Source organism: Streptomyces sp. NPDC049837 (assembly GCF_040674455.1).
Taxonomy (GTDB): domain Bacteria; phylum Actinomycetota; class Actinomycetes; order Streptomycetales; family Streptomycetaceae; genus Streptomyces.
In genome coordinates, this window is the sequence record NZ_JBFAMP010000002.1 from 404,087 (window position 1) to 424,124 (window position 20,038).

Sequence of the window (20,038 nt, forward strand, 5' to 3'; positions counted from 1 at the left end):
ATAGTGGCCGCCGAAAGCCCCCTCGGCAAGGGCCTGTTCACAAGATGGACAGAAGTGGCTCGTATGGTGAGACGCGCTCAGGGGTTGGCCCAGGCGGCGGGGTCCTCCACCAGCGAGTGCACACCTTCGGGGAGGTGACCGGACGCCACGTCCGCCAGCGACACCCCTTCGAGGATGCGCCGGACGTTCGCCCGCAGGGCGATCCACAGCGGGAGCAGGGACTCCGCGGGCCCGTTGTAGGACAGCTCGGGCGGCCGCACACCCCGTACGGAGACCAGAGGGCCGTCCACCGCGCGCACGACGTCGGCGACGCTGATCTCGCCGGCCGGCCGGGCCAGCCGGTAACCGCCGTTGGCGCCCCGCTGGCTGATGACCAGACCGCCCCGCCGCATGTCGTTCAGGATGCTTTCGAGGAACTTGTGCGGGATCTCCTGCGCCTCCGCGATGGCCTCCGCCTTCAGCGGCCCGCCCCGTTCACCGGCGAGCAGCAGCGCGGCCCGCACCGCATAGTCCGCCCTGGCTGAGATCCGCATGGGGGCATTATCCCGTACGCGCACGCCGCAGCACGTTCGAGGTGGCACGAAAGGCGCCGGGATTGGCTCACGGGCATAGAGCCGTGCCCGCCCGGCGGGTGACATGCTCGCTGCCGGCCCGAACACACCCGGACCGGGAAAGGAAGACATGTCACTCACGCCTTCGAGACACACCACGGTCTCGACAACGGTGATCGCCGCCCTCGTGGCGGCGTTATGCATGGCCCTTGGCAGCATGGCACCATCTGCCGGGGCCGCACCCACGCAACACACCGCCCCCGCCCCCGTCCCCGCCCCCGCAAAAGCCGCCGTCGCAGCGCCCGACCTGGGCGAGATCACGCTCACCTCCGCCGGCAACGGCCGCAACCTGGACGTCCAGAACGGCAACACGGGCAACGGCGTCTTCATCGTCACCAACTCCGCGCCGGGCCACCACCAGTCGTGGCGCATCGCCGCCACGGGCGCGGACGCGTCCTTCACCATCGTCAACAACACGACGGGCAAGTGCGTCGACGCGGGTCTGCCCCTCCGGCAGCAGCCCTGCGACGGCCGCGCCAGTGAGAACTGGTACTTCCAGCCCGTCACCGGCGCCGGAACCTTCATGATCCGCCACAAGGCCACCAACACCTGCCTCGACGTCGTCCAGAACGCCCAGTACAACGACGCGTGGACCCAGACCTACCGCTGCAACGGCACCAAGGCCCAGCAGTGGAGCGTGCCGCCGGCGGCTCGTGAGGCGGCCTGGAACATGGCCGTCGACCACGCCGCCGCGCGCTGCGCCAAGGACGTCTCCACCTGCTTCTGGACCAAGGGCGTCCAGGCCCCCGCCGCGCCGCTGCCGAAGGTGTGCGTGTCACCCGTCTGGTACAACGGCACCTCCGCGCCGGTGCCGTGGACCTTCTCCCTCACCACCAGGACCGGCTGGTCCTCCACGATCGGCTTCACCCTGTCCTCCTCCCTGTCGGCAGGCACCGCGCCCGCCCTCCAGGCGCAGATCGGCAGTACGGTGACCGGCTCGGTCACCCTCAACCTCGGCCAGGACCTGGGCAACAGCCTGACCGTGACCGTTCCTCCCCGGCAGTACGGCTGGGTGGCGTTGTCGGAACTGGCCACGAAGGTCACCGGCACCTGGACGTTCGACGCGCAGGGCTTCGCCTGGAACGCCCAGGACACCATCACCGTGCCGCTGAAGAACGACGACAACGGCGGCGCCAGCGTGTACGCGGCCCGGACCGCCGAACAGTTCACCGGCTGCGACGCGTAGCGGCGTCACCGCCACCGCCGGGCACACCGCCGTCAGGCGGCTTCCGTGGACGCTCGGGCGGCTTCGCCCTCACCTCACCGGCGCGGGGAGCGTGTCCTGCGGTGGCGGGTCGTCGTTGCGGCAGTGGAAGTCGTGGCCGCAGCCGGGACCAGGTGCCCGCCCACACAGGAGTGGTCGATGCCCATCCACCGCCGGGAAGTTCTGGGGCTCGCGGGCCGGGGGACGCTGGCCGGTCTGGGGGCGGCGGTGCTGGGCGGTGCCGGGAGCCGCGCCTTCGCCGCCGCCGCCTCGCGCACGCACTTCCGGGCCCTGGTGATCGGCTCGGGGTTCGGCGGCTCGGTCGCCGCGCTGCGGCTGGGGCGGGCCGGGGTGGACACCCTGGTGGTGGAGCGCGGCCGCGAGTGGCCCGTCGCTCCGCGACGGCACGTCTTCGGATCGATGAACGGCGTCACCGACACGATGTTCTGGTTCCGCCGCACGACGCGCTGGCCGGCGCTGCTGCCCACACCGGTCCGGCCCGCCCCCGGGGTCATGGAGGTGTCCGAGGAACGCGGCCTCGACATCGCCTGCGGGGCGGGCGTCGGCGGCGGCTCCATCGTCTACACCGGCGTCACGGTGGCCCCGCCGCGCCGGTACTTCGAACGGCTCTATCCGTCCGGGCTGCGCTACGAGGAGTTCGCCCGTACCTGGTTCCCCAAGGTCCGCCGCATGCTGGGCGCTTCGGCGATGCCGGGGGACGTCTACCGGTCCATGCCCTTCACCCACTCCCGGCTGTGGGACCAGCACCTGGCCGGCGCGGGCGCCCGGACCTTCCCGCTGGACTCGACGTTCGACTGGGACGTGATCCGGCGGGAACTGGCGCACGCCGCCCCGCTCTCGGCGACCGTCGGCGAGTCCGACTTCGGCTGCGGCAACGGCGCCAAGAGGTCACTGACCCGCAGTTACCTCCCCGCCGCCCTCGCCACCGGCAACGTACAGCTCCGGCCCCTGCACGAGGTGCGGTCCATCGGCCGGCGGCCCGACGGGCGGTTCTCGGTGGAGGTCCGGCGGCTCACGACCGGTGGGGCCGTGCTCGGCACCACCGAGTTCACGTGCGGCATGCTGTTCGTCGCCGCCGGCACGCTGAACACCAACCGGCTCCTGGTGGCGGCGCGCGACCGCGGCGACCTCGCCGACCTGCCCGAGTCGCTGGGCACCGGCTTCGGCGACAACGGCGACCAGGCCACCGCACGCTCCCAGCCGCTGCGCTTCCACGGCGGCTCCCAGGGCTCACCCTGCGCGTCCGGCGCCTTCTTCCCCGACGAGTTCGACCTGCCGCTGCTGGCGGAGAGCTGGGTCCTGCCCGCCTACCACGCGCTCCCGGCCTCCGTCACCTTCAGCGTGACCGTCGACACCGACAACCGCGGAACCTTCCGCTACGACCCGCGCAGCCGCCGGGTGTCGCTGGCCGACTGGACGGCCGGGAAGTCCGCGGCGGCGGCGAGGTCGGCACTGGAGCTCAGCGACCGCGTCATCGCGGCCAACCCCGGCATGCTCCCCGTCACCGTCAAGACGCACCCCTTCACCGGGCACCCCCTGGGCGGCTGCGTCATCGGCAGCACCACCGACGTCGCAGGCCGGGTCCACGGCGTCAGGGGCCTCTACGTCCTCGACGGATCACTGATCCCCGGCAACGCCGGCGGCGCGAACCCCTCCCTCACCATCGCCGCCCTCGCCGAACGCGCCATGGCCGAGATCGTCTCCATGGCGGGGTGAACCCCAGGACCTCAGGACGTGCGGGGCCGTACCGGAGACGGTAGACACGTGCCTGTGCAGACGTTCCTGCCGTTCCCGTGGTTCGCCGAGAGCGCCGAGGTGCTCGACCCGCGCCGCCTGGGCAAACAGCGGGTCGAGGCGCTCCAGGTGCTGCGCGGGCTGACCGTGCCGGGCTACGCGTGGCGGCGGCATCCGGCCGTACGGATGTGGACCGGGTACGAGGAGGCGCTGGTCCGCTACGGGCTGGAGGTCTGCGGGGTGTGGACCGCGAAGGGGCACCGCGACACCTGCGCCGCCTCCCTGCTCGCCGGGTTCCACGCCCTCCGGCCCTCAGCGCCCGTGCGCCGGCAGGAGGAGCTGGCCGAGGACGGTGAGCTGCCGCCCTGGCTGGGCGACGCGGACTTCCACCGCAGCCACCGGTCGGCCCTGCTGCGCAAGGACCCGGGCTTCTACGCGGACCGCTTCACCGACGTCCCGGCGGACCTGCCCTACGTATGGCCCGGTTCCGACCGCGACGGGGGGCGGCACGGGCCCGCCCAGGACGGCTGACACCCCGGACGTGGCGCGATTTCGGCTTGTGCCATACTCAGCCGCGCTCCAAGCACTTTCGCAGTCGGGGGATCATCGTTGAGATTCGAGCTTGCCGTCCTCGGCATGTTGCTGGTCACAGGCCCGGGCGGCGCCGGATGAATGGCATAGCGCTGACGACCCCGTACCTGGACACCGACGCGGACCAACTGTCGTTCGTGCTCGGACGCCCCGCCCGCGACGCGCTCGCCGTCCGCGACCTGACGGTCGGCGGGCTCGATGTGCAGCTCAGGCTCCTGGGCGCCTCCCACCAGGTCTTCGCCGGTCCGGTCCGGGAGACCGTCGCCTGCCTGCCGGGCGTCGAGGGCGGCCTGCCGGACACGGCGGCCCAGGACTTCGACGGCTGGCACTACCGCTTCGGCGCCCACGTCGAGCGCTTCGGCGCCCAGGAGTTCAGCGCACGGGTGGCGCGCATACGCGACCGGTCCGAGGACCACCCCCGGGCGCTGTACGGGGTCTTCCCCGGCTCCCCGGAAGCGGTCACCGCACTGATCGTCGAGCGGGAGAGCGCCGGTCTGAGCTGGCGCACCTGGCACACCTACCCGCAGAGCCGCCAGATCGTGGCGACGCACACCCGGCTGGAGGCCCGATGAAGACCGCTCGACGCATCAGCGCGATGCTCCTCGCCACGGTGGCGCTCGCCGCCTGTTCCAGCGAACCGGACGACGACGGCAACGACGTACCGTCCGCCTGGATCCGCGGCGAGTACTCCTCCAGCGGCTTGAACTACATCGACAGGACCGACCCGGCGTCGAAGGTCGCCGAGGAGATCGACGGCAACACCTCGGCCGTCGACCGCCTCAGCGACGGCGACAAGGAGTTCCTCCGCTACCGCGACGACATCGTCGCGATCAGCCCGCACAGCAGCGGCAGGGGCAGCCTGATCGAGATCGACGACTACCGCAGCGGGTACCACCGCTGGCGCACCCACCTGGGCTCCTCGTGGCCGGACCCGGACAGCGCCTCGTTCCGCGGCGGCGGCCCCGGTTCCGGGAAGTGACCGGCCGGGCCCGCACCCCCTGATTCCCCCCTTCGTTCTCCCCTTCCGAACTCCTCGACGACGTCCCCGAAAGGCACACCGTGGCAGAGATCTTCGAGTCGGCAGGCACCGCCCTGCTCTACGGCCTCGTCGGCTTCGTCGTGATGGCGGTCGGCTTCATCGCACTCGACCTCGTCACCCCCGGCAAGCTCGTCCATGTCGTGTGGACCGAGCGCAACCGGGGCGCCGCCGTCCTCCTCGCCGGCCAGACCATCGCCATCGGCCTGGTCATCGAGCAGTCCATCCGGGCCAGCGAATCCGAGCAGGGCCTCTCCCAGGGCCTCTTCAGCACCCTGCTGTACGGCCTCGCCGGCGTCGCCGTGATGACGCTGATCTCCGTCATCGTCGGCCTGCTGACCCCCGGCCGCCTGGGCCACGCCGTGCTCGACGACAACGGCACCAGCCCCCACCCCGCCGCCTGGGTCCAGGCGGCCATGTACCTCGGCACGGCCTTCATGGTCGGCGCCGCGGTCTCCTGAACCACCCACCATGAGCACCACCCTCCAGGACCGCACCGCTCCGGCCGCCGCCACCCGGCCGCCGAGGACATACGCACGCGGAACACGCTTCCTGCTGCTGCTCGCGGTGTTCGTCTGCGCGGCCTGCGGCCTGGTCTACGAACTGGCGCTGACGGCGCTGGGCAGTTACCTCATCGGCAACTCCGTGATGCAGACCTCCGTGGTCATCTCCGTCATGGTCTTCGCCATGGGCATCGGTTCCCTGGCCGCCAAGCCCCTGCAACGGCGCGCGGTCGGTTCCTTCGCCCTCGTCGAGATCCTGCTCGCGCTCGTTGGCGGCCTGTCGGTGCTCATCCTGTACGTGGCGTTCGCCTGGCTGCGCCTCTACATGCCGGCCATGGTGGTGGTCTCGTTCGTCGTCGGCCTCCTCGTCGGAGCCGAGATTCCGCTGCTGATGACGCTGCTTCAGCGGATCCGGCGGCAGGAGGCCGGCAGCGCCGTGGCCGACATGTTCGCCGCGGACTACGTCGGCGCGCTGGTCGGCGGCCTGTGCTTCCCGCTGCTGCTCCTGCCCGCCTTCGGCCAGCTCAAGGGCGCCCTGGTGGTGGGCGCGGTCAACGCCGTGGCCGGGGTCGTCGTCGTCCTGTGGATCTTCCGCCGCGAGACCCGCCCGGTCGTGCGGAACGCGCTGCTGGCCGGCGCGGCCGCCACCCTCGCCGTACTGGCCACGGTGTACGTCCTGGCCGACGACATCGAGGTCACGGCCCGTCAGCAGCTCTACCGCGACCCGATCGTCCACGCCGAGACCACCCCGTACCAGGACATCGTCGTCACCCGCTCCACGGCCTTCACCGGGCAGCCCGACACCCGGCTGTTCCTCAACGGCGACCTCCAGTTCTCCTCCGTCGACGAGTACCGCTACCACGAGGCGCTCGTCCACCCCGCCCTGTCGGGGAAGCGCTCCTCCGTCCTGATCCTGGGCGGCGGCGACGCGCTGGCCCTCCGGGAGGTGCTGCGCTACGACGACGTCGACGAGGTGACCCTGGTCGACCTCGACCCGGCGATGACCCGGCTGGCCCGCACCTTCGCCCCGCTGCTCGACCTCAACGACCACGCGCTGTCCGACCCCCGGGTCACCGTCGTCCACGCCGACGCCTTCACCTGGCTGCGGGACGCCACCCGGCGCTATGACACGGTCCTCATCGACTTCCCGGACCCCGACACCGCCGCTCTGGCCAAGCTCTACAGCGTGGAGTTCTACCACCTGCTCGGCCGGGTCCTGACCCCCGACAGCCGCGTAATGGTGCAGGGCGGTTCGCCCTTCTTCGCGCCCAAGTCGTACTGGTCCATCGCCGCCACGATCCGCGAGGCCGGTTACGCGACCACCCCGTACCAGATCGACGTCCCCAGCTTCGGCAACTGGGGCTTCATCCTCGCCACCCCCGGCGCCGACGGCCCGCCGCCCGCGCTGCGGCTGGCGGCCGACGCCCCGCCGCTGCGCTTCCTCGACGACGACGTCCTCGCCGCCGCCACCGTCTTCCCGGTCGACCGGCGCCCGCAGGACGTACGCGCGAGCACGCTGCTGGACCCGGCCGTCCTGGAGTACACCCGCCACGAATGGCAGAACTACTGACCGGGCACGTCACGGCACATGCGGGGATAATCCGTCGTAGGGCAGGTCCTACCGCAGGGAGTGCCAGTGATCCGTGTTCTTCTCGTCGAGGAAAACGGGCTGCTGCGCGGGGCGCTCGCCGCCGTCCTGACCCACGAGGACGACATGGAGGTCGTCGCGGAGTCCGGCGGGAACGGGCACATCCTCGCCAGAGCGCTCTCGTACCGCCCCGACGTGGTCGTCATCGACGTCGACGCGCACCAGGACCAGGCGCTGGCCACGGCGGGTGAACTGTGCGAGCGGCTGCCCGAGTGCCGGACGCTGCTGGTGGCGGGGGCACCGACCCTGGAGCGACTGCGCCGGGTGCTGTCCCTGCGGCCGCCCGGCCTCATCGGGAAGGACGGCCCACCGGACCGGCTCGTCGAGGGCATCCGCAAGGTGGTCGGGGGACAGCGCTACATCGACCCGGACCTGGCCCTGCAAGTGCTCGACGCCGTCGAGAACCCCCTGACGCCGCGTGAGCGGGAGGTCCTGCGGCTCGCGGCAGAGGGCACCCCGGGCACGGAGATCGCCGACCGGCTGTCGCTGTCCGTGGGCACGGTGCGCAACCACCTGTCGGCGATCACCCGCAAGATCGGAGCGCGGAACCGGATCGACGCGATCCGGATCGCCCGGGAGTCGGGCTGGCTGTGACCTCCCAGTGCCCGACCAGGTCACGGTAGAGCGCCGAGCCCGCCATCAGCTCCTCGTGCGTACCCAGGGAGGCCCGCGCACCGTCCAGCACCAGGACACGGTCCGCCCGCAGCGCCGAACTGATCCGGTGCGCGCACACGACCAGCGTCCCCGGACGCCGCGCGAACGCCTCCTCCGCGCGCGCCTCGGCCGCCGGGTCGAGATGGCACGTCGCCTCGTCCAGCAGGACCAGCCCGGCGGCCGGCAGATAGGCGCGCACCAGGGCGACGAGCTGCCGCTCACCGGCCGACAGCTCCTGCGGCTCGGCGGGCGCGTCGTACCCGCCCAGGCGCTCCACCAGCGGCCGGGCGCCCACCGCGTCCACCGCCGCGTCCACCGCCGCCCGGGCGGCACCGGGCTCCAGGTACGTGAGGTTCTCCCAGAGCGTCCCGGCGAACACGTACGCCTCCTGCGGGATCAGCACCCGGTGCCGCGCGAGCCCGTCACCGGCCAGGCTCATGGCCGGTACGCCGCCCAGCCGGACCTGCCCGGCGGCCGGTTCCAGCACGCCCGCCACCAGCGCGGCGAACGTCGACTTCCCCGCCCCGCTGGGCCCCACGACGGCCAGGTGCTCGCCCGGCCGCAGCACCAGGTCCAGCCGGTCGATCACCGGCTCGGCGGACCGGGCGTACCCGAACGTCACCCCGTCCAGCTCCACGCCCACCCCCACGCCGGAGCCGTGCGGCGCGGCGGCGGCCGTCGAGCGCTCCGGCGCCTCGGGCGCCTCCGGCCCGGGTGGTGCGGCGGCCCCGCTCACCTCCGCGATGCGGCCGACGGTGACCAGCAGCCACAGCCCGCTGCCGCCGACGCCCTGGACGAGGCCCTGCAACGCGGGCTGGAGGCCCTGCGTCACATACGTCACCGCGCCCAGCACCGCGCCCGTGGTCACGCCGCGCTGCACCAGCCATGGCGCCCCGGCCAGGAGCAGGACCAGGGGCAGCCAGCCGCCGACGCCCAGCGACGCGGTGCGCAGCGCCGTCGCCCGGGCCAGCGCCCGGGTGGCCCGGGCCGTCGCGTCGATCCGCTCACCCGTCCGCTCCCGTACGAGATCCTCGGCACCGCACGCCACCACGTCCCGCAGCCCGCCGGTCACCGAGCCGACGCTCTCGGCCATGCGCTCGTCGGCCAGCACCACCGCCCGCTGGCGCGCGGCCAGCGCCCGCAGCGCCGCGGCGAACAGCCCGAGGCCCGCGAGCAGCGGCGGCAGCACGAACAACAGCAGCGCGGGGTCCAGCGTGGCCAGGCCCAGCAGCACGCCCACCGCCGTGACCACGAACCCCTGCACGAACATGACGACCGCGCCGTACGCCTCCCGGGCGATCTCCACGTGCTCGGTCAGCCGCGCCACCCCGGCGGTATCGGCCGGCCGCCCCACCCGGGCGGAGCCGTGCAGCGTGCCCGAGGCCACGAGCGTGACCAGCTCGTCGCGGAGCGGCTCGACGACGGCGCACAGCCCGAGCGTGGCGTGATGGGTCGCCCACGCGCCCAGCACGATGGCCGCCGCCAGCACCCCCAGCCAGGCCAGCCCGGTCCCGGTCCGGCCGGCGAGGAAGCCGTCGTCCACGGCGCGGGCGACCGCCCAGCCGGAGAGGAAGGCGGGCACGCCCTGGACCAGCGACCACCCGGTGAGCCGTACGAACGCCCCGCGCCGCCTGCGCAGCGACGCCAGCAGCAGCCCGCCAGCCCGGCCGGTCACGTCCCGCCCCCGGCCGCCGCACCGGCCCCCGCACGCCGCCCCCCGGCGCCCGCGTCCGCCACCGGCGGCTGGAACGCGGCCCGGTACGCCGGGTCGGCCCACAGCTCGTCGTGCGTGCCCAGCCCGCGTACGCCGCCCCCGTCGAGCCAGACGACGAGGTCCGCCCGGGCGGCCGTGGAGGCCCGGTGCGTGACCACCAGGCGGGTGCGGCCCGCCAGGGCGCCCGTGCCGGTCAGCACCCGGCTGATGTGGTGCTCCGTCACGGTGTCCAGGCTCGCGGCCACGTCGTCCAGCACCAGCACCCGCCCCGCCTGGAGGAACGCCCGCGCCAGCCCCACCCGCTGCACCTCGCCACCGGAGACCGGGGCGTCGGCGAGCCGGGTCCCGTAGCCCTGGGGCATCCGCCGGATGAACGCGTCCGCCCGCGCCGCCGCCGCCTGCCGGGCCACCTCCTCCGCACCGGCGCCCCTGGCCCCGAAAGCGATGGCGTCCCCGAACGTCTCACCCAGCAGCACGGGCCGTTCGAAGCCGTACGCCACCGCCCGCCGCAGCGCCGGCCGGTCGAGCCGCCGCAGCGGCACGCCGTCCAGCAGCACCTCGCCCTCGTCCGGGTCGGCGAGCCGCCCCGCCAGCGCGGCCAGCACGGACTTGCCCGATCCGGAGCGCCCGGCGACCGCGACCAGCGCCCCGCCGGGAACGGTCAGCCACACGTCCTCCAGGACGGCCTCCCCGCCCGCCCCGCGTACCGTGACGGCCCGGAACTCCAGTCGCCCCGGCCCGTCCGGCACGCTCTCGCGCCCGTACGGCACCGGGGGCTCGGTAAGCACCTCGCAGACGCGGCTCGCGGTCGCCCGGGCGAGGGCCAGCCGGCTCGCCGACGTCACCAGGGCGCCGATGCCGGTGGCCAGGGCCACGTACTCGCCGGCCGCCAGGACCTGGCCCGGGGTGATCCGCCCGCGCGCCAGCTCCAGGCCCGCGACCGCGAGCACGGCGACCTCCAGCAGAGGGATGGCCAGCGCCTCCCGCGACGAGACCCGCGCGAGGGCCCGCCACATCCCCGTCCCGTGCCGGCTCAGCTCCGGCAGCGGACCGAGCACGCGCCGCACCTCGCGGTCCACGGTGCCGGCCGCGGTGATGGTGCGGATACCGGCCAGGGCGTCGACGAGCCGGGCGGCCACCCGGCCCTGCGCGTCGAAGTAGCGCTCGTTGATGTCGGAGGCGTCACGGACGAAGGTGCGCACCAGGGACAGTACGACGGGCAGCCCCACCACGAAGGTGAGGCACAGCCAGGGGTCGATCAGCGCCAGCGCGACGACCGCGCCGAGCGGGGGCACCAGGTCCATGACCGCCCAGACGAGGGTCGATGCCACCTGCCCGGTCCGGGCCGTGTTGCCGACCAGCCGGCTCACCAGGTCCCCGGGCGTGAAACGGCGCGTGGCACGGGCGCCCAGGCCCAGGACGTCGCGCAGCAGCGTGTGGCGCAGCCAGGCCACGGACCGGGCCTCGGCAAGCTTGCCCGCGAGGTCGTCGGCGATGTCGCACACCATGAGCAGGGCGATCGCCGCGATGCTCAGCGACAGCCACAGAGCGGTGTCGCCGCCGCTGAGCACGGCGTCGAGCGCCCGCCCCATGAGGGCCGGGAGCACCGTGTAGACACCGGCGAGCAGCAGCGCTGTCGCCAGCATGACGGCGACCCAGGGCCCTCCCCGCCGCGCTGCCCTCAGCAGCAGGCGGTCCGCGCCGCGTCGGTCCATGGGCGTCTCCCGTTGCACGCGCGTACACACATGAGTGGGGCGGGGACGCCGAGGGCGTCCTCGCCCCGGTGGTGGTTCAGCAAAGCAACAGACTGAGCCTGCTGCTGCCGCCGCCGCAGTGCTTGCTGGCGCCGCTCCTCCTGGGCTTGCCGTAGTGGCTGGTTTCCATGCCCTGCAGGTCGAGGATCGTCATGTTGTCTCACCTCCGTTCTGCTACTCCGTGGGGACGGGGACTTTCATGGCTTTGGGGCCGCTCAAGGAACGGCAGGTGCACGGGGTCGTCGTGGAGCGCGGCGCCGAGCGCGAGCAGCACCCCGGCGCTGCCGGTGGCCAGGTCCAGGGAGAGCCGCAGCAACTGCTCGCCCGGGAACATCAGCCGGCCGCGGCGCTCGACCGCGTACCGCGCCAGTCGGCGTATCTGGTCGGCGACGACCGGGTCGCGTCCGGCGGCCGTGCCGGGCGGGTGGGCGCGGCTGAGGTGGAGGATCATGCCGGCCAGGCCGTCGAAGAGGCCCGGCTCCATGTAGAAGCCGCCCTCGGCCGCCCGCCGGATCGCGGCCGAAGCCTCGGCGAAGGCGTCGTCGTGGCGGCGGGCGAGGTAGTCGTCGAGGACGAGGCCGATGCCCACGCTGCCGTCGGCGAGGTACGGCATCGTCCGCCAGCCCTCGTTGACCTCAAGCTCGCCCTCCTCGCGCTGGAGGCACCGGCGCAGGTCCTGCCGGAGGGCCGTCGCGGCGAGGTCGAGCAGCACCGGCTCACCGGTGCGGTCGTACCAGCGGAGGAAGAGCAGCGCGGGCCCCGCCGAGCCGCGCAGCAGGCCGGCGTAGGGCCCGTCCCCGCCGCTGATCTCCGGTACGGAGTCCACCTCGCCGAGCCGGGACGCCACGGCGTCCACCGCCTGCACGGCCGCGTCGTGCAGGGCCGGGTCGCCGGTGGCCGACGCGAAGTGGAGCAGGTTCAGGCCGATGCCCGAGAGGCCGCCCTTGAGGTCGAGGCCCAGTTCCTGCCAGCGTTCGCCCGCGCAGATGTCGAGCACTTTCAGCGCCTCGTGCCGGTGACCGAGGTGGTCGAGTACGTACGCGACGCCGTGCAAGCCGTCGTAGAACCCGAGCCGGATGCCCGGCTCGGGGCGCAGGGCCCGACGGATCAGCCACTCCTCGTGCGCGGGCCGGCGGCCGGCGCCGGTCACGTCGAGCGCGTACAGCACCCCGGCCGCACCGTATGCCACGCCCAGCCCGCCGCCCGGCGTCTCGAACTGCTCGATGTCGCCGGGGAAGAGCCGGTCGTCCCGCTCGGGCGTGGCGGCCGCGAGGATGGCCCCGGCCAGCGACGCACGGGCCTCCGCCCAGCCGTCGCGGTCCGGCCGCAGTCGCGGCTCCGGGCCGGCCGGAACCCCGGCGTCACCCGTGAGGGTGCGCACCGCGTCGTCGAAGTAGGCGCGGGGGACCGGGAAGGTGCGCGCCGCTTCGGCCGCGAGCTGTCCCGCCTTGCCGGGATCCAGTGGGAACAGGCCGGTCAGCGGCATGAAGAGGAAGAGTTTGAGGCAGGCGAGGGCGTAGTCGTCGATGGCGGGGCCGCGCCGTTCACGCGGTGCGATGAAGCCATCGGCGCCGAGAACCTGGCGCCGTGCCTCCGCCGCGTCCGTCGCGCCCTCGAAGTCGATCAGCACCACGCGCCCGTCGGGGCGGACCAGGATGTTCGACGGCTGGAGGTCTCCGACGACCACGCCACGGTCATGGATCGCGGCGACGGCCCGCTCCACCCGCTCGCACAGGCCCGTCGCCCAGGCGGCGTGCTCGGCCAGCGCCGTCTCCCCGGCCCGACGCCCGACGAGGGGGTACCGGTCGACGAACAGGTGCTCCAGCTCCATGCCGTCGACGTACTCCTCGACCAGGAAGTGGTGTCCGGCCCGTACGAAGTGGTCGTGCAGGGCCGGTACGCAGTCGAGGCCGCGAAGCCGCTCCAGGGTCTCCTTCTCGTTGATCAGCCTGGCGACCGCGTCACGGCCGTCGGCCGTCAAACCCGCGTACGGCCGGGCCTCCTTCAGTACCACGCGCTGTCCGGTGCGCAGGTCCTCGCCGGCGTAGAGGCCGCCGCCGTTCGAGAAGTGCAAGGCGCTGTCGAAGCGGTACGGCAGGTCGGCGAGCGCGGCCCCGTCGCCGCCCCGCGCCGCCAGGTGCGGGGCCAGGAAGGCGGGCAGCTCGACCCAGTCGGGCACCTGGAAGGTCGGTCCCCGGACGTCCGGTACCAGCCGGCCCTCGCCGTCCTCGATCGCGAGCTCCACCTCTCCGTCGGGGGAGACGCAGTACCGCTCGCCGAAGGCGCCGTACCGGACGTACAGCGGCCCTTCGCCCCAGCGCAGATCGCTGAGGATGTACGGCCCGTGGCGACCGGCGAGTACCGGGCCCAGTTCGGTGAGCACGCGCTCCAGCGCGGCCTCGTCGGCCGGGTAGATCGTCACGAACTTCCCGCTCGACCCGCGGTGCGCGTACTTGGCGTTGGCGAGCAGGAGTATGTCCTTGCTGGGCAGGAACTTGAAGGCGATCCCGCGCGGGACGCAGTAGTCCCAGACGTCGGTGAGGATCTGCGCCGCGTCGTCGAGGCACGCGGACACGTGGATCTTCCAGCCCTGGAGGGGGAGGCGCACGTCGTCGGGGCGGAGGACGACCCAGTCGTCGACCTCGGAGCGCCGCCAGGTGTCGGGAGCCGGACACTCGGCCTGCGCGAACGCGGTGTCACCGCCACGGGCGCGGTCCGGTGTGTCGTAGAAGTCCGCGTCCATCAGGCAGTAGGCCTCGTAGCGCTTGTCCACCTGTTCCTCCCGTCCCGGGGACCTCGTCGGCCCCTGAACGGTCCGTGCCGATGCCGCTGTGGCACCGCCTCAGCAGCGACGATTGCAGAGTTGCGCTCCCGGGAACACCACCCCGTGTCACCCGATGGGCGTGAATAACGCACGGCTGGGCCGTGACAGGAACAGGTCCCTCTGCAACACCCCGCCCCCGCACCGGAGATGCCCGTTGGTCGGCCGAAGTGCGGGCATTGGAGCGGGAGTTGGGCGTCAGCGCACGGTGGACGGCTCGGGTACGTCATGGGGTGGACCGCCCGGACCGGCGGGCTCCGTCGCGCGGCGGAAGCAGGTCGCGACCGGCGACTGACGTGCTCGGGGCGGGAGTTGAGCAGGATCGGGCGTGGCGGAGGGAGGCCCTTCCCCTCCGGCGCTTCGGTTCGATCCGAATGTTCCTCGATCCGGAATGGAGTTCCACCGTGTCCCGATTCACCCTGCCCGACCGTGCCGTCACGTTCCTCGCCGCGACCGCCATGGTGGCGGCCACTGCGGGGATCGCCTCCGCGTCTACGGCACCCCCGTCCCGGGTCGACGAGGCCGCGCGGGCCACCCCGCCCTCCGGGGCCCTCACCTCCAGCCTCAGGGGCTGGGGCCGCATGGACTACCCCGTGCCCGGCCATGACATCCAGGTCACCGTCGACGCCCGTGCCACCTTCAAGGGCGTGGGCTGGTCCCAGCCCGACAAGGCCTGGGGCACCTTCCGCATCCTCCACCGGGAGCGCGCCGCCGCGGGCGAGCCCGAGAAGGTCAACTGGGGCGACTTCGAGGTCGACTGCCTGACCACCGGCGGCCCCACCGCTACCGTGACCGGGCGCATCGTGCGCACCGGGGGCAACGTCGGCGGCTGGGACGACTATCTGAAGCGGCGCATCCGCATGGGCGTCAGCTTCTACGTGGGGGACGGCAAGGGGGGCGGTCCCAGCCGTATCGGTATCTCGGGAGGCACCGAGGAGAACGAGCCGTTGCTGAGCAGGTGCATGGCGCCGGCCGCCGACTCGAAGGTGATCAAGGGTGGCTACGGGCTCACGGACAAGGCCACGGTTCGCTGAGGATGCGCGGATCACGTCCCGCCGGGCCGCTGGCAGGTCGGGCACGGTTCGTCATGGCCGTGGGCGTCGACCACGGTGCCCCACTCGCCGCAGACGTGGCAGTCGCGGGCGCGGGTGAGGTCGATGTGGGGTGCCGGGGTGGGAGTGGTCGGGTCGGCTTCGTGGGCCATTCGGTGGAACTCCTCGTAATGCGCGGTATGACCAATATGTCATCGCTTGCATGAATATGCAACGGGTTCGCGCAGCCCCCGCAGAAGGAACCAGCCCACCCCCGGCAGCAGGATCAGCGGGGCGAGGGCCACCTGCAAGGACGTCGCGTCGGCGACCGCGCCGATCAGCGGGCTCGCCACCCCGCCGACGCTGACCGTCAGCCCCAGCGTGACGCCACCGGCGGTGCCGACGTGCCGGGGCAGGTAGTCCTGGCCGAGGGTGACCTGCAAGGAGAACGGCACGTACAGGCCGACCGACGTCAGGGCGACGAACACGTACAGCACCGGGCCGGGGACCAGGACGACGCCGGCCACGGCCGGGACGGTCAGGGCGTAGGACCACCGGACGACGGGAAGGCGGCCGAACCGGGTGGCGAGGTGCCCGCCCACCACGGCGCCGACCGCGCCGCCGACGTACAGGACGAACAGCGCGACCGTGCCGGCCAAGTCCCCGCCGCCGGTGCGCCGGGCCGCGTACAGCGAGACGAACGCGCTCAGGCCGACGAAGACGACCGAGCGGCACACGACGGCCCCGGAGAGCCCGGCGAACGAGGCCCAGTCGTCCCGGCCGCCTCCCGCCGGGCCCGAGCCGGAGGCGGCCGCCGTCCCGGTCCCGCGCGGCGGCATCGACCGCAGCGCGGCCACGCACAGCGCCGCGCCGGCCAGCCCCGGGACGACCAGCAGCGGCGAGGCGCGCAGGCCCCCCGTGGCGACGACGGCGGAGACCAGCAGCGGCGCGGTGGCGAACCCGAGGTTGCCGCCGAGGGAGAACCAGCCCATCGCGGTGTGGCTGCCGCGACCGGCCGCCCTCGCCACCCGCGCGGCCTCCGGGTGGAACGCGGCGACACCGATCCCCGACAGCGCGACCAGCGCCAGCGTCGGGGCGTACGAGCCGGTGACCCCGGCCAGGGCGACGCCGACCCCGCTGACCAGGGCGCTCACCGGCAGCAGCGGGCGCATGGCCCACCGGTCGGTGAGCGCCCCGAACAGCGGCTGCACCACCGACGACAGCAGCGAGGCGGCCAGGACGACACCGGACGCGGCGGCGTAGGTGTAGGCGCGCTCGGCGACGAAGAACGGCACGAGCGCGGCGACGGAGCCCTGGTAGACGTCCACGCAGGCATGCCCGAGGGCCAGCAGCGTGACGGGGCGGGAGCGAGAGGTCCTGGTGATCGGCACCCGGCCATCGTCGCCACGGCACCGCATGGCGCGCTTCCGATAAATTGCCAATCCATGCCGGAAATCCGCCACACCCCCGAGGCCCCCACCCGCAGCCAGGCGCTCGCGCCGGGAGAGCGCATCGACGCTCACCACCACGACGACCACCAGATCGTCTACGCGGGCTCCGGCGTCCTCGCCGTCACCACCGACGCCGGCACCTGGTTCGCCCCCGGCACCCGCGCCATCTGGGTGCCCGCCGGATGCGTCCACGCCCACCGCGCCCACGGCCACCTCGACCTGCACCTGCTGGGCCTGCCCGCCGGCACCAACCCCCTCGGCCTGTCCGCCCCGACCGTCCTCGCCGTCAGCCCCCTGCTGCGCGAACTGATCCTCGCCCTCACCCGGGGCCCCCACGAAGACACCCCCGAGCGGCGGCGGCTGCGCGCGGTCCTCCTGGACCAACTGCGCGCCTCGCCCCAGCAGCCCGTCCACCTGCCCACCCCGGCCGACCCCCGCCTCAGGGCCGTGTGCGAGCTGCTGCACCGCGACCCGGCCGACGCCCGCACCCTGGCGTCGCTGGGCGCCGCCACCGGAGCCGGTGAACGCACCCTCAGCCGCCTGTTCCGCCAGGAGCTGGGCATGACCTTCCCGCAGTGGCGCACCCAACTGCGCCTGTACCACGCCTTGCGCATGCTGGCCGACGGCGAGGCGGTGACCACCGTCGCCCACCGCTGCGGCTGGTCCTCCACCAGCGCCTTCATCGACGTCTTCCGCCGCGCCTTCGGCCACACCCCCGGCACCCACGGCCGCCGTACCTGAGCTCGTGGGTGCCGGGGACGCGGGTCAGACGTTGGGCACCTTCAGCTTGTCCCAGCTCGCCTTGCCCGGGATGCCGTCGGCGTCGCTGCCCGTGTAGCCGAGCTTGCGCTGCCAGGCGGCGTACGACTTGCGGTCCGCCTCGCTCCACTCGGGCCCGGGGCCGACCTCGTACCGTCCGCAGCCCTCCGCCACCAGCCGCTTGCCCATGGCCGTGATGACCGGGCTGCGCCGGCCCGGCGCGAAGTACGCGGCGCCGGGGAACGGCTCGTAGGACGCCGGGGGCTTCGGCGCGGGCGGCTTCGCCGGGCCGTCCGGCTTCCCGCCGAGCCGCTGTCTGATCCGGCCCCGCATCGAGTCCATGGTGAACCCGCGCGGGTCGATCTTCCCCGGCTGCCACTCCTTGTGCCCGATCACCGAGCGGTCCGACCAGCCGTGCGCCCGGCAGATCGCGGCCGCCGCCTTCTCGATCGCCTCCAGTTGGGCGGCCGGCCAGGGGTCGCTGCCGTTGCCGAGGTTGACGCACTCGAAGCCGTAGAAGTACCGGTTGCCGTCGGTGTTGGCCTCGTTGTCGGCGGGCAGCGGCGCACGCTCGTCGATCACCGCGCGGAGGACCTCGTCGTCGCCGAGCCCCGCGTGGTTGGCCCGGCCGTTGCCGACCAGGTGGACCGAGCCGTCCTTGGCGATCACCCCGTGGCACAGCGGCCCGGGCAGGCTGGAGTGGCCGTTGTAGCAGATGTTCACGGAGTTCTGGGTGCCCGAGGTGACGGTGTGGTGGATCATCACCCCGTGCACCGGTCCCCACGGGCCCTTGTGGTTGCGGTTGTGGGTCCGCCAGTTGCGGTGCTCAACGACCTCAAGGCCCTCGTCACGAAGGACCTTGAGCAGTTGGGAGGCGGACAGCGGAGTTGCCATCGTGGTGCTCCTTTTCCCGGTTCGGACGCGCCATCAGTTGATGTGCGTCAGTTCTCGGCCTGTTGGGATGAATCGGCCGTCTCGGCGGCCCTGGCCTGCGCCTCGGCCTCGGCCTCCGCCGCCAGTTCCTCCTCCTTCGCCGGCGGGACCGGAACGGAGAGCGGCCCGAACGCCAGGCGCAGATCGGATATCGAGCCCTCGCCGAACACCCAGGCGAGCGGCGCGTAGTGGACCTGGATGCCGCCCGGGGCCTGGAGCAGCGGCCGGCGGGCCGCGTCCGTGGGCCACTCCACGTCACCCGTCGCCGTCCGCGCGGCGACGGTCCAGAAGTCGCCCGAGCGGTAGGTCCGGCCCGGCTCGAAGTACACCTCGACGCCGTCCTCCAGCGGCAGCCAGCGGCCCTCCTCGATCCGCAGCGCCCCGCCCCGGGGCTTCGGCGCGCCCTGGTGCGGACGGCCGCCCGGGGCGCGGTGGTCCCAGCGCCGCAGGAACGGGTGGAGTTCGGGGCGGCGCCCCACCGACGGGTCGGGCTCCGCCGACAGCCGCACCCGCCGCCCCGGCAGGTCGACCTCCTCGACCCGCAGCAGCGGCAGCGGCTCACCACGGCTGACGTAGGCGGTGTCGGTGAACTCGACCCAGTCGCCGACGTTCAGGTCGAGCTTGTCGTCACTGCCCAGCGAGGCCAGCTCCGCCCACGTACCGTCGAGCCCGTCGACCGCGAAGGTCAGCGAGCCGTTCTCCCGGGACCACTTGAACGTGGCGCTCTCCGCCGTCCCGCCCTCGTGGACCTCCACCCGGTAGAGCTGGTTCTCCGGGCCCCGGTAACGGGCGTCCGGCCGGACCAGGCACGGGTCCTCGTCCGCGCGGTCGGGGCGCCGGCTGCGGGCCGCCAGCCGTGAGGTGGGGGTCTGCGCGGCCGCCCAGGCGGCGAAGGCCTCGCGGATCTGGTCCTTGTCCCGCTGGTCCGCCACCTCCAGCCGGTCACCCGGCAGCGCCAGCACCTGCCAGACGACCTTCAGGCGGGCCGCCGTGTCCGGCATCGCGGAACCCAGCGCCACCTCGCGCAGCAGCGGGTCCTCGGCCGCGGTGACCGACCGCTCCCACACCTTCAGGTACGCCAGGTACGGGAACTGTGCGGGCAGCCGGTCGCCGGGCCGCTCGGGGTCCCGGTACCCGTCGGGCTGGTCCCAGTACGTCCAGGTGTCCGGCGGCGCCGGGGTCGCCGGGGCCTGGTCGCCCTTGTCGCCCTCGTCCGCGGCCGCCTGCCCGTCGTCGTCGACCGGCGTGCCGGGCCGGGGGCGCGTCGCGTCCAGGGCGATGCCGTCCACGTAATAGCGGCCGGGCCCGATGGTCAGCTCGTCCAGCTCCTGGCCACGGCCCTTGAAGTCGATCTTGAAACCGGTCGCTCCGAGCGGGCCGCCGTACCGGCCGATGAGGTCGGCGGCGATGGTACGGGCCTGGGCCAACTGGATCGCGGCCTGCTCATTGGCGTCCGCGTCGAGCTGGACCCGGCCCTGCTGGGCTATCACCGCCGAGTAGTGCCGGTCCGGCCGGAAGGTGACGCGGGAGAGGTCTGCGTGCATGGGAAGGGGTCCCCCTAGAAGTCCGTGGT

At 73.4% G+C, this 20,038-nt stretch carries 19 protein-coding genes; 10 read left to right on the forward strand and 9 right to left on the reverse strand.

Features of this window, described 5'->3' with window-relative positions; translation table 11 throughout:
- Positions 1 to 77: 77 nt before the first annotated feature.
- A complete protein-coding gene (locus tag AB0J57_RS06385; protein WP_366126836.1) occupies positions 78 to 533 on the reverse strand; it encodes an Rrf2 family transcriptional regulator in 456 nt (151 codons plus the stop codon).
- 235 nt (positions 534 to 768) lie between these two features.
- Between AB0J57_RS06385 and AB0J57_RS06390 the strand changes: the two genes are divergently transcribed.
- The 8 genes from AB0J57_RS06390 (at position 769) to AB0J57_RS06425 (ending at position 7,942) form a co-directional block, all read left to right on the forward strand.
- Positions 769 to 1,797, forward strand: coding sequence for an RICIN domain-containing protein (locus tag AB0J57_RS06390; protein ID WP_366126837.1), 1,029 nt, complete (start codon positions 769 to 771; stop codon positions 1,795 to 1,797).
- Positions 1,798 to 1,974: 177 nt separating this feature from the next.
- Positions 1,975 to 3,552: a GMC oxidoreductase gene (locus AB0J57_RS06395; protein WP_366126838.1), complete on the forward strand. Its 1,578-nt coding sequence runs from the start codon at positions 1,975 to 1,977 to the stop codon at positions 3,550 to 3,552.
- A 54-nt stretch (positions 3,553 to 3,606) separates the two neighbouring features.
- Entirely contained in the window at positions 3,607 to 4,101 is a 495-nt protein-coding gene (locus AB0J57_RS06400) for an MSMEG_6728 family protein (protein WP_366127164.1), read from the forward strand.
- Between the two features lie 137 nt (positions 4,102 to 4,238).
- The gene (locus AB0J57_RS06405; protein ID WP_366126839.1) at positions 4,239 to 4,733 is read left to right on the forward strand and encodes a DUF2617 family protein; all 495 of its coding nucleotides are present in this window, start codon (positions 4,239 to 4,241) and stop codon (positions 4,731 to 4,733) included.
- Positions 4,730 to 5,140 (forward strand): DUF4247 domain-containing protein, encoded by a 411-nt coding sequence (locus AB0J57_RS06410; protein ID WP_366126840.1) that lies wholly within the window; start codon positions 4,730 to 4,732, stop codon positions 5,138 to 5,140. The genes AB0J57_RS06405 and AB0J57_RS06410 overlap by 4 nt, the downstream gene beginning before the upstream one ends.
- Positions 5,141 to 5,220: 80 nt before the next feature.
- Positions 5,221 to 5,658, forward strand: a complete 438-nt coding sequence (locus AB0J57_RS06415) for a DUF350 domain-containing protein (protein ID WP_366126841.1) — start codon at positions 5,221 to 5,223, stop codon at positions 5,656 to 5,658.
- Between the two features lie 10 nt (positions 5,659 to 5,668).
- Positions 5,669 to 7,270 carry a polyamine aminopropyltransferase gene (locus tag AB0J57_RS06420; RefSeq protein WP_366126842.1) on the forward strand — a complete coding sequence of 534 codons (1,602 nt, stop codon included), beginning with the start codon at positions 5,669 to 5,671 and terminating at the stop codon, positions 7,268 to 7,270.
- Between the two features lie 66 nt (positions 7,271 to 7,336).
- Positions 7,337 to 7,942, forward strand: coding sequence for a response regulator transcription factor (locus tag AB0J57_RS06425; RefSeq protein ID WP_366126843.1), 606 nt, complete (start codon positions 7,337 to 7,339; stop codon positions 7,940 to 7,942).
- Here the strand turns inward: AB0J57_RS06425 and AB0J57_RS06430 are convergent.
- The 4 genes from AB0J57_RS06430 to lanKC form a co-directional block, all read right to left on the reverse strand.
- Positions 7,872 to 9,677: an ABC transporter ATP-binding protein gene (locus AB0J57_RS06430; RefSeq protein ID WP_366126844.1), complete on the reverse strand. Its 1,806-nt coding sequence runs from the start codon at positions 9,675 to 9,677 to the stop codon at positions 7,872 to 7,874. The genes AB0J57_RS06425 and AB0J57_RS06430 overlap by 71 nt on opposite strands.
- Positions 9,674 to 11,431, reverse strand: coding sequence for an ABC transporter ATP-binding protein (locus AB0J57_RS06435; RefSeq protein ID WP_366126845.1), 1,758 nt, complete (start codon positions 11,429 to 11,431; stop codon positions 9,674 to 9,676). The genes AB0J57_RS06430 and AB0J57_RS06435 overlap by 4 nt, the downstream gene beginning before the upstream one ends.
- 76 nt (positions 11,432 to 11,507) lie before the next feature.
- Complete coding sequence (locus AB0J57_RS06440) at positions 11,508 to 11,624, reverse strand: SapB/AmfS family lanthipeptide (protein WP_366126846.1); 117 nt, start codon at positions 11,622 to 11,624, stop codon at positions 11,508 to 11,510.
- A gap of 6 nt (positions 11,625 to 11,630) precedes the next feature.
- Positions 11,631 to 14,243 (reverse strand): class III lanthionine synthetase LanKC, encoded by a 2,613-nt coding sequence (gene lanKC / locus AB0J57_RS06445; RefSeq protein WP_366126847.1) that lies wholly within the window; start codon positions 14,241 to 14,243, stop codon positions 11,631 to 11,633.
- Positions 14,244 to 14,695: 452 nt separating this feature from the next.
- Here lanKC and AB0J57_RS06450 point away from each other — a divergent pair, with 452 nt between their 5' ends.
- Positions 14,696 to 15,325: a hypothetical protein gene (locus AB0J57_RS06450; RefSeq protein ID WP_366126848.1), complete on the forward strand. Its 630-nt coding sequence runs from the start codon at positions 14,696 to 14,698 to the stop codon at positions 15,323 to 15,325.
- An 11-nt stretch (positions 15,326 to 15,336) separates the two neighbouring features.
- Here the strand turns inward: AB0J57_RS06450 and AB0J57_RS06455 are convergent, their stop codons facing one another.
- A complete protein-coding gene (locus AB0J57_RS06455) occupies positions 15,337 to 15,495 on the reverse strand; it encodes a hypothetical protein (RefSeq protein WP_366126849.1) in 159 nt (52 codons plus the stop codon).
- Between the two features lie 39 nt (positions 15,496 to 15,534).
- Positions 15,535 to 16,713 carry an MFS transporter gene (locus tag AB0J57_RS06460; protein WP_366126850.1) on the reverse strand — a complete coding sequence of 393 codons (1,179 nt, stop codon included), beginning with the start codon at positions 16,711 to 16,713 and terminating at the stop codon, positions 15,535 to 15,537.
- Positions 16,714 to 16,767: 54 nt separating this feature from the next.
- Between AB0J57_RS06460 and AB0J57_RS06465 the strand changes: the two genes are divergently transcribed.
- Positions 16,768 to 17,514 (forward strand): helix-turn-helix transcriptional regulator, encoded by a 747-nt coding sequence (locus AB0J57_RS06465; protein ID WP_366126851.1) that lies wholly within the window; start codon positions 16,768 to 16,770, stop codon positions 17,512 to 17,514.
- 24 nt (positions 17,515 to 17,538) lie between these two features.
- Here the strand turns inward: AB0J57_RS06465 and AB0J57_RS06470 are convergent, their stop codons facing one another.
- Both AB0J57_RS06470 and AB0J57_RS06475 read right to left on the reverse strand, forming a co-directional pair.
- Positions 17,539 to 18,426, reverse strand: a complete 888-nt coding sequence (locus AB0J57_RS06470) for a peptidoglycan-binding protein (protein ID WP_366126852.1) — start codon at positions 18,424 to 18,426, stop codon at positions 17,539 to 17,541.
- 47 nt (positions 18,427 to 18,473) lie between these two features.
- Entirely contained in the window at positions 18,474 to 20,009 is a 1,536-nt protein-coding gene (locus AB0J57_RS06475; protein WP_366126853.1) for a DUF6519 domain-containing protein, read from the reverse strand.
- Positions 20,010 to 20,038: the final 29 nt, after the last annotated feature.

Excerpts from the sequence above, each read along its gene's own strand:
- AB0J57_RS06385 (WP_366126836.1), bottom strand. The coding sequence starts at position 533 with ATGCGGATCTCAGCCAGGGCGGACTATGCGGTGCGGGCCGCGCTGCTG.
- AB0J57_RS06390 (WP_366126837.1), top strand. The coding sequence starts at position 769 with ATGGCACCATCTGCCGGGGCCGCACCCACGCAACACACCGCCCCCGCC.
- AB0J57_RS06395 (WP_366126838.1), top strand. The coding sequence starts at position 1,975 with ATGCCCATCCACCGCCGGGAAGTTCTGGGGCTCGCGGGCCGGGGGACG.
- AB0J57_RS06405 (WP_366126839.1), top strand. The coding sequence starts at position 4,239 with ATGAATGGCATAGCGCTGACGACCCCGTACCTGGACACCGACGCGGAC.
- AB0J57_RS06410 (WP_366126840.1), top strand. The coding sequence starts at position 4,730 with ATGAAGACCGCTCGACGCATCAGCGCGATGCTCCTCGCCACGGTGGCG.
- AB0J57_RS06420 (WP_366126842.1), top strand. The coding sequence starts at position 5,669 with ATGAGCACCACCCTCCAGGACCGCACCGCTCCGGCCGCCGCCACCCGG.
- AB0J57_RS06435 (WP_366126845.1), bottom strand. The coding sequence starts at position 11,431 with ATGGACCGACGCGGCGCGGACCGCCTGCTGCTGAGGGCAGCGCGGCGG.
- AB0J57_RS06440 (WP_366126846.1), bottom strand. The coding sequence starts at position 11,624 with ATGACGATCCTCGACCTGCAGGGCATGGAAACCAGCCACTACGGCAAG.
- AB0J57_RS06455 (WP_366126849.1), bottom strand. The coding sequence starts at position 15,495 with ATGGCCCACGAAGCCGACCCGACCACTCCCACCCCGGCACCCCACATC.
- AB0J57_RS06465 (WP_366126851.1), top strand. The coding sequence starts at position 16,768 with ATGCCGGAAATCCGCCACACCCCCGAGGCCCCCACCCGCAGCCAGGCG.
- AB0J57_RS06470 (WP_366126852.1), bottom strand. The coding sequence starts at position 18,426 with ATGGCAACTCCGCTGTCCGCCTCCCAACTGCTCAAGGTCCTTCGTGAC.
- AB0J57_RS06475 (WP_366126853.1), bottom strand. The coding sequence starts at position 20,009 with ATGCACGCAGACCTCTCCCGCGTCACCTTCCGGCCGGACCGGCACTAC.